The organism is Variovorax sp. 20P10.2.4, from assembly GCF_058244205.1.
Genome location: NZ_JBZAYE010000003.1, coordinates 45,048 through 52,757, shown reverse-complemented (window position 1 = coordinate 52,757; position 7,710 = coordinate 45,048). Strand labels below are relative to the sequence as shown.

Below are 7,710 nucleotides of genomic sequence, written 5' to 3'. Positions count from 1 at the left end.
CACCACCGCCTGATGGCCCTGCTGCGCGACAGCGCCCGCACGCGCGCCGTGCTCGTGGTGCTGCACGACCTGCATGTCGCCAGCACCTGGTGCGACCGGCTCGCGCTGCTCGGCCAGGGCCGGCTGGTGGCGACCGGAACGCCCGCCGAAGTGCTGAGCGACGAACGCCTGGCGCAGGGCTATGGCCCGGGCATCGCCGCCTTCTCGAGCGGCGGCCTGCGCTTCTTCACGGCCGCCCCCGCGCCATGACCGCGCCCACACTGCGCATCGACCTGGCCGGCTGGTCGCGCGAGGCCACGCTCGGCCCGTCGCGCGAGTTCTTCGCGCTCTTCGAGGAGGCCGAGCGGCTGGGCTTCGATGGCGCGTGGTTTCACGAATTCCGCCTGCTGGCCGAAGGCGGCCCCTATCCCTCGCCGCTGCTGCTGGCCGCCGCGCTGCTCGCGCGCACCGAGCGCCTGCGCATCGGCGTCTCCGCGCTGGTGGTGCCGCTGCACCATCCGCTGCTGCTGGCCGAGGAGATCGCACAGCTGGCGTTGCAGAGCGATGGCCGCTTCGATGCGGGCCTGGGGCGCGGCACCGACGCATCGACCCTGCGCGCGCTCGAGATCGATCCGCAACAGACGCGCGAGCGCTTCGCGCACGGCTGCCGGCTGGTGATCGCGGCCCTGCGCGGCGAGAGCGTGTCGTCGAGCGACGGCCCCTGGCGCTTCGAGGCGCAGCAGATCCGCCATCTCACGACCTCGGCACCGCCGCTGTACATCGCGGGCTCGACCGAGGAGACGATGCGCTTCGCCGTCACGGAGGACCTGCCGCTGCTGTTGAGCCTGGAGCCACCGGAGCCGGCGCAGCTCGCGCATGTGGAGGCGGCCTTCGCTTCGCTCGACGCTGAAGCGATGGCGCAGCGACGTGCTTCCTTCCTGGCGCGCTCCTCGCTGTCGCGCTATGTCTGCATCGGCGCATCACCGGCCGAGGCGCGGCAGCAATTCGATGCGCTGCTGCCCCTGCTCCACCGCCGACGCGAGCATTTCGCGATCTTGCGCGGGCAGGCGCCGGGCACCTTGCCGATGCGCGATCCTGCCGAGGTGCTGCGCACGCAGGCGATCGTCGGCGATCCGGCTTCCTGCCTGGAACAGATGCAGGCCCTCACCGCACGCACCGGCATTCGGCAACTGCGCTGCGTCTTCAATGGCAACGGGGTGCTCGACCGCGCGGTGGCCATGCGCGGAATGCGGCTGTTCGCGCAAGAGGTGTTGCCGGTGCTCAAGCGAGACTGAAGAAACCGCCTTATCCTCCTGCGGGCCCACTCCCCTGGTACCTCGCATGCCCGCCTCGCCTTTCACTTCCGACGACCTCGCATTCCTGGGATCGCTTCTCGCCACTGCCGCCCGCGAGGAAATCATGCCGCGCTTCCAGACGCTCCACAGCGTCGACCGCCGGCGCAAGACCTCGTCCTTCGACATCGTGACCGACGCCGACGAAGCCTGCGAGGCCGCGGTGCTCACGGCCTTGCGCGCGCGCCATCCCGAGGCCGTGCTGATCGGCGAGGAGGCCTGCACGCGCGACCCCGCGCTGCTCGACGCCATCGACGACGCGGAGCTCGCGTTCATCGTCGACCCGCTCGATGGCACCAAGAACTTCGCGAGCGGCCTGCCGCTGTTCGGCACGATGGCGTCCGTGACCGTGCGCGGCGAGGTGGTCGCCGCGGCGATCCATGACCCGGTGCGCGCCGACACGGCCTTCGCGATCCGCGGCGGCGGCGCGTGGATCGAATCGACCTCGGGCGCGAAGCAGCAACTGCAGGTGGCGCCGGCCGTGCCCGTCGAAAAAATGGAAGCCATCGTCGGCACGAACTTCCTGCCCGAGCCGCTTCGCAGCGAAGTCAACGCGCGGTTGTCGCGCCTGGGCATGACCAACTGGTTCCGCTGCGCCGCGCACGAGTACCGGCTCGCGGCCGCGGGCGACATCGACGCCCTGTTCTACAACAAGCTCATGCCCTGGGACCATGCAGCGGGCTGGCTGCTGCATCGCGAAGCAGGCGGCTACGCGGCGCATCACGACGGGTCGGCTTACCGGCCCGCGCACCGGACCGGCGGGCTGATCTGCACCGCCGATCGCGCGGGCTTCGACGCGGTGCGCGCGGCCTTGCTGGGCTGATTCTCGCTTCTGCGGCACCGCCCTCGAAGTGCCACCGCCCCTTCGGCTCTAGAACCGCCCCTGCCCGTCCCCTGTGCGGTCATGCACCCACCGCATGGCTTGCTGCTGGCCATGCCGCAAGGCCTCTTCGGCGGTCGCATAGGGATCGGCGTCCTGCGGCAAGCGCGTTGGCTGGTCGGGCTGCGCCATCCAGTCCACCGCCACATTGCAGGTCCCGCGCGGATCCGGCGCGAGCACCAGCCGGAAGGCATGGCCGCCATAGACAAAAGCGTGTTCATTGGTCATTCGAAAGTCTCCAGACTGTCGCCCGCGGGCGAGCCAACGCGGCACCGCCACGGTCACGAGCATCGTGCGGAAGCGTGAACCCGTCCATGACGATGCTCATGGAGTGATCGTCTCTACACGCTAGAAGGCGGGCGGGGTCCGCAGCGCACGAGCTTCGCCCGCGCGGGCGTAGGACGTTCAGCCATCGGATCGGCTGTGCGCCGCGCCCTGCCGCGCGAAGCGCGGAACGCCTACGCGTCGAAGTCTGGCGAGGTCCGAGTGTTCGGCTCCATTCATTCAACCCAACGACCCAAGAGACACGCATGGCCGATGCTGCCCCCGGCACAGGACACGACAGTCCACAGACCACCGACGACCCGCCAGCGAGCCAGTTGCGACGCATTTCCGTCCACGTGATCGAATCCGACCCTGGCCGCTACTTCTGGGTGCTCCTGGAGCAGGGCGCCGACCCGTCGAGCTGGCGCGAACTGCTGGCGAGCCAGCGGCCGTGCAGGCATTGGAACCATGCCCTGACCGACGGCATGGCCGCGCTGATGGACCTCGCGGGCGACGTGCGCGAAGGGCCGCGAGAGAGCGGCACGGCCAAGCCCTGCGCCACGAGCGCGCCGGATGTCTCCTTGCGCAACTGGTAGCTCCGCGCGGCGCCGCGGCCGGACCCGGATCCCTTCGTCACTCCGACCGCTCGGCCCTGGAAATGGCGGCCCGGCCTTCGGGCGTGATGCGAAAGATGACCGAGGCGCCCTGCGTCAGCGGAACGTCCGGGGGAGGAAGCTGTGCCTCGACCAGCCCCGCTGCTTCGAGCACGATCGCGTTGCGGATGTCGGCCTCGTCGTGCAGCGCGAGCGGAAACTGGCAATCCTTGATACGGCGAAGAAAGTCCATGGGTGTTGCAGTCCCTGCGGCAGGCGAGAAGAATAGATCAGGAATCGGAGAAATCTTGGGGCAGTCCCACGACCTCGCCCGGTGCCCGGACGGTCTCCATCCGCTTGTCGGGCCCCTCGTTGACCGCTTTGGAAGCACGCCTCGCACGCGGCTGGCGCGTCGGCATGTCGTCGAAATGCTCGGGCTGCTGTCGCCGAGCGCGTGCCAATGCCGAATGCCCTTCCGCCGTCACTTCCAGCACGACCGCGCGCGGAATGTAGACATCGCCCGAGCGTTCCCGCACCGGGGCATCGAAGCTCGCCTTGACGAGGTTGGCGGCGTTCAGGCCGAGCAGCCGCTCGATGTCATCCCTCGACGTGCATTCGGCGGGCAGTTGCTGCTGCCCAAAACATGAAAGCAGCTTCATGCTGGCCAGCACGCGCAGTTCGCGCTCGCTCAGTGTCTTTCTACGCACCCGGCCGACCTTCGGTTGCAGGACCCGCGGCGGCCATCTGCTCGCGCGCCTGCAGCGCTGCCGCTTGAAGACGCTCCGCCGTCAGGGCGGCGGCATCCGCCGTCATCGTCACGGCGACCCCATCGGGGCCATCGAGGATCACCACGCCATCCTCGGCAGTGGCGTGGCCGGCGTCTTCGCGCGGTCCGGGAATGGTGCGGCGATCGCTCATGGAATGTTCCCGGTGTGGCCGACCGCGCGCGCCGCGGTCTGGGGGTTGAGGTACAGATAGTGAGGGTCGAACCGCGCTCTTTCGACCAGGCCGTTCAGGTCCAGGATCTGCACGTTGGCCCCGCGGACATTGCACAGGCCGGATTCGCGCAGCTCGCGCAACACGCGATTCACATGGACATTCGTGAGGCTGCAGACCTCGCCGATATCGGCCTGCGTCATGGGCAGCGAGAAGGCGTGGCCTTCGGACGCGCCGATCGCCAGCAGGCGGGCATGGGTCTCGCACAGGAAGTGCGACACGCGCTGCAGCGCGTTGAGGCTCGACAGGCGATAGATCCACTGCCGGTGCATCGCCGCGTCCAGCAGCGTGAGAAACCACAGCCGCCGGGCGAGGCCGGGCTCCGATGCCTGGATGGCTTCCAGCGAAGCATGGCGAAAGACAGCGACGGTGATGTCGGTCAACGCGGCGACATCGTGGTCGAGCTCCTTCAAGGCGTAGGCATGCAGGTCGACGAAGTCGCCGGGCACATGCAGCGCCACCGGGTGGCGCCGGCCATCCGGCGCATCGACATGGCGTGTCATGAGTCCCTTCACCAGCAGCGTGCTGATGTCGACCGGCACGCCCTGGCGAACGACCAGGCTGCCGGCCGTGTAGGTCTGCGTATGGGAGATCGCGCCTTCCAGCAGGCTGCGTTCGGCGTTGGAGATTTCCGCAGCACGGTTGCGAAATACGTTCTCGGTCAGCATGGAAGATTCCTTGTCATGGATGGTGCCCCGCATCGCGGCACGGCGCATTAACCTGGATCAAGTTTGAGCCTGTATCGGCTGTGCGGTGCAAACAGGCGTGGAAGGGGCCTTTGTCCTACGAATGAGCGCATCGCCCGTCCTCAGAGTTCGCGCTCCACCACGACCGAACCCAAGCGAGGACCCATGTCCAAGAAAAAAGCCACCCCTTCCGTTGCCAACCTCGATGCGGCGCGCGCGGCGGCCCGCAACACGGACAGCGGTCCCGCTGCACCGGCGCCCGCGGCCGCGGGGAAGGACGACCTTCCCGCGCAGAAGATGATCGATGCGCAGGCGCTTGCCGCCGCCATGCCCGCCAATCCGAACAAGGCGCTCGAGCATGGCCTGGCGAATGCGCAGTCCGCGCCCGTGGGCGCGACCGCCACACCGGCATCACGATTGCCTACGGGGAGCACGCTCTCGGAGGCCAATGCCTCGGCCAAGACGGGCAGTGCCGCGCTCGAGGGCGTGAACGCGACCATCGACACGCTGGACCGCGTGCGGGTGGACTCCTCGGGCCAGACGCTCACCACCAACCAGGGCGTGCCGATCGCCGACAACCAGAACTCCCTGAAGGCCGGTGCGCGCGGGCCGGCGCTGCTCGAGGACTTCATCCTGCGCGAGAAGCTCACGCACTTCGACCACGAGCGCATCCCCGAGCGCATCGTGCATGCGCGTGGTTCAGGCGCGCACGGCTTCTTCGAAGCCTACGAGCCGCTCACGAAGTACACCAAGGCCGCGCCTTTCAAGGAGGCGGGAAAGATCACGCCGGTGTTCGTGCGCTTCTCGACCGTGGCGGGCGAACGCGGCTCCAAGGACACGGCGCGCGACGTGCGCGGCTTCGCCGTCAAGTTCTACACCGACGAAGGCAACTGGGACCTGGTCGGCAACAACATGCCGGTGTTCTTCATCCAGGACGCGATCAAGTTCCCCGACCTCGTCCATGCCGTGAAGCCCGAGCCCCATCACCAGATGCCCCAGGCCGCGAGCGCGCACGACACCTTCTGGGACTTCGTCTCGCTGATGCCCGAGTCGACCCACATGCTGATGTGGCAGATGTCGGACCGCGCGATCCCGCGCAGCTACCGGATGATGCAGGGCTTCGGGGTCCATACCTTCCGCCTCGTCAACGACGCGGGCGAGTCCTTCCTCGTCAAGTTCCACTGGCAGCCCAAGCTCGGCACCCACTCGCTGGTGTGGGAGGAGGCGGTGAAGATCTCGGGCGCCGACCCGGACTTCCATCGCCGCGATCTGTGGGAGGCGATCGAAGCCGGCGAGTACCCGGAGTGGGAACTGGGCCTGCAGATCTTCACCGAGGAACAGGCCGAGCAGTTCAGCTTCGACATCCTCGACGCCACCAAGCTGATTCCCGAGGAGCTGGTGCCGGTGCAGATCGTCGGGCGCATGGTGCTCAACCGCAACCCCGACAACTTCTTCGCCGAGACGGAGCAGGTGGCCTTCTGCACCGCGCACATCGTGCCCGGGCTGGACTTCACCAACGACCCCCTGCTGGCAGGCCGGATCCACTCCTACGTGGACACGCAGATCAGCCGTCTGGGCGGACCGAACTTCCACGAGCTGCCGATCAACGCGCCGATCGCTCAGGTGCACAACAACCAGCGCGACGGCATGCACCGGCAGGCCATCCACCGCGGCCGTGTCGCCTACGAGCCGAACTCGCTGGCGGGCGGCTGCCCGTTCCAGGCCGGCGCCGCGCAGGGCTTCACGAGCGTCGCCAGGCGCCTGGATGCGAAGGAGAGCGCGGACAAGGTGCGCATCAAGCCCGAGAAGTTCGCCGACCACTACACCCAGGCCCGGCTCTTCTTCGAGAGCCAGTCGGAAGTCGAGAAGGCCCACATCGGCAACGCGTTCCGCTTCGAGTTGTCGAAGGTGACGGTGCCCGCGATCCGCGAACGCGTGGTCGCGAGCCTCGCGAATGCGTCACCCGAACTGGCGGCGCGGCTCGCGCAGGACCTGGGCATGGCATTGCCCGCGCCCCTGCCCAAGGCGCTAGAGAACCCGCCGCGACCCGAGGTCGAGGTCTCGCCGCCGCTGTCACTGCTGGCCCGGCCGGGCGATGGCGGCATCCGCACGCGCAAGGTGGCGATCCTGATCGCGCATGGCGTGGAAGGAACGTCGCTCGCGAAGCTGATCAGCGCGCTGGTCGAGGCTGGCGCCGTGCCGCGCCTCGTTGCCGCGAGGCTCGGGACCTACAACGGCGCCGCGGGCGAGCGCTTCGAAGCGGACGCCACGATGGAGAACTCGCCGGGCTTCCTGTTCGACGCGCTCGTCCTGCCCGATGGCGCCGCGGCCGTGGAAGCCCTGGACGCCGATGCCCACACGCTGGAGTTCCTGCGCGCGCAGTACTGGCACTGCAAGACGATCCTGGCCTTCGGCGCCTCGGAAGCCCTGCTGGCCGAGGCTCAGATCCCGCTGGCGCTGCCCGACGGTTCGGCGGATGCGGGGCTGGTCCTCGCGGACGCCGCCGACGCGGATGCGGCGATCGCGGCCTTCATCGCCGCCATGCCGCTGCGCCATTTCGAACGCGAGAACGATCCGCCGAAGAACTGATGCGTGCTCGTCGCGCCGCGGTGGCGCGCGAGTTCCGGATCGCCTCCACCGAGGCCCTCCGAGGCAGGACCCTGATCGGAATCGACATTCCCGCGCGGCAAGGGCGCGTGCTGTTCACACCGGCACGCGTGCTTCGTCCTTGTGCCTCACGCAGTACTCGAGCGCCGCCTCGAGCATGGGCCAGTTGGCGAACACGTAGACCCGTTCGACCCTGTCCCAGCGCCCACCGAATTCCTTGAGCGTCAACGCGAGCCCGGAGAGGCTGCCCAACACGGCGGGTTTGGATTTTCCATAGGGCTCGCAGTGTTCGGCCACTGTGCAGCCAAGCCGCGCCGCGAGGCCCTGTACGCGGTCCGTACCGCTCGGTGGAG

At 68.5% G+C, this 7,710-nt stretch carries 10 protein-coding genes and 1 pseudogene; 5 read left to right on the top strand and 6 right to left on the bottom strand.

Annotation, left to right across the window (positions count from 1 at the left end):
- The 3 genes and pseudogenes from AC27VN_RS00870 to AC27VN_RS00860 form a co-directional block, all read left to right on the top strand.
- Window positions 1-249, top strand: a pseudogene (locus AC27VN_RS00870) (ABC transporter ATP-binding protein); the annotation flags it as partial.
- Entirely contained in the window at window positions 246-1,274 is a 1,029-nt protein-coding gene (locus AC27VN_RS00865; protein WP_490875277.1) for an LLM class flavin-dependent oxidoreductase, read from the top strand. The pseudogene AC27VN_RS00870 and the gene AC27VN_RS00865, both read left to right, overlap by 4 nt.
- A 46-nt stretch (window positions 1,275-1,320) precedes the next feature.
- Window positions 1,321-2,154: an inositol monophosphatase family protein gene (locus AC27VN_RS00860; RefSeq protein ID WP_490875276.1), complete on the top strand. Its 834-nt coding sequence runs from the start codon at window positions 1,321-1,323 to the stop codon at window positions 2,152-2,154.
- Window positions 2,155-2,202: 48 nt separating this feature from the next.
- Here the strand turns inward: AC27VN_RS00860 and AC27VN_RS00855 are convergent, their stop codons facing one another.
- The gene (locus tag AC27VN_RS00855; protein ID WP_296734321.1) at window positions 2,203-2,439 is read right to left on the bottom strand and encodes a hypothetical protein; all 237 of its coding nucleotides are present in this window, start codon (window positions 2,437-2,439) and stop codon (window positions 2,203-2,205) included.
- A gap of 302 nt (window positions 2,440-2,741) precedes the next feature.
- Between AC27VN_RS00855 and AC27VN_RS00850 the strand changes: the two genes are divergently transcribed.
- Window positions 2,742-3,071, top strand: a complete 330-nt coding sequence (locus AC27VN_RS00850) for a hypothetical protein (RefSeq protein ID WP_490875275.1) — start codon at window positions 2,742-2,744, stop codon at window positions 3,069-3,071.
- 37 nt (window positions 3,072-3,108) lie between these two features.
- On the opposite strand, the gene AC27VN_RS00845 is transcribed toward AC27VN_RS00850, so the two are convergent.
- From AC27VN_RS00845 to AC27VN_RS00830, 4 genes are read right to left on the bottom strand one after another with little or no spacing between them, the layout of a single operon-like run.
- A complete protein-coding gene (locus AC27VN_RS00845; RefSeq protein ID WP_296734327.1) occupies window positions 3,109-3,321 on the bottom strand; it encodes a hypothetical protein in 213 nt (70 codons plus the stop codon).
- A gap of 37 nt (window positions 3,322-3,358) precedes the next feature.
- Complete coding sequence (locus AC27VN_RS00840; RefSeq protein WP_490875274.1) at window positions 3,359-3,775, bottom strand: hypothetical protein; 417 nt, start codon at window positions 3,773-3,775, stop codon at window positions 3,359-3,361.
- A complete protein-coding gene (locus AC27VN_RS00835) occupies window positions 3,768-3,986 on the bottom strand; it encodes a hypothetical protein (RefSeq protein WP_296734331.1) in 219 nt (72 codons plus the stop codon). The genes AC27VN_RS00840 and AC27VN_RS00835 overlap by 8 nt, the downstream gene beginning before the upstream one ends.
- Entirely contained in the window at window positions 3,983-4,732 is a 750-nt protein-coding gene (locus tag AC27VN_RS00830; RefSeq protein WP_490875273.1) for a Crp/Fnr family transcriptional regulator, read from the bottom strand. Before AC27VN_RS00830 ends, AC27VN_RS00835 begins: the two co-directional genes overlap by 4 nt.
- 183 nt (window positions 4,733-4,915) lie before the next feature.
- On the opposite strand from AC27VN_RS00830, the gene AC27VN_RS00825 reads away from it, so the two are divergent.
- Window positions 4,916-7,339, top strand: coding sequence for a catalase (locus AC27VN_RS00825; RefSeq protein ID WP_490875272.1), 2,424 nt, complete (start codon window positions 4,916-4,918; stop codon window positions 7,337-7,339).
- Window positions 7,340-7,453: 114 nt separating this feature from the next.
- Here the strand turns inward: AC27VN_RS00825 and AC27VN_RS00820 are convergent, their stop codons facing one another.
- Window positions 7,454-7,612: a hypothetical protein gene (locus tag AC27VN_RS00820; protein WP_177239534.1), complete on the bottom strand. Its 159-nt coding sequence runs from the start codon at window positions 7,610-7,612 to the stop codon at window positions 7,454-7,456.
- Window positions 7,613-7,710: the final 98 nt, after the last annotated feature.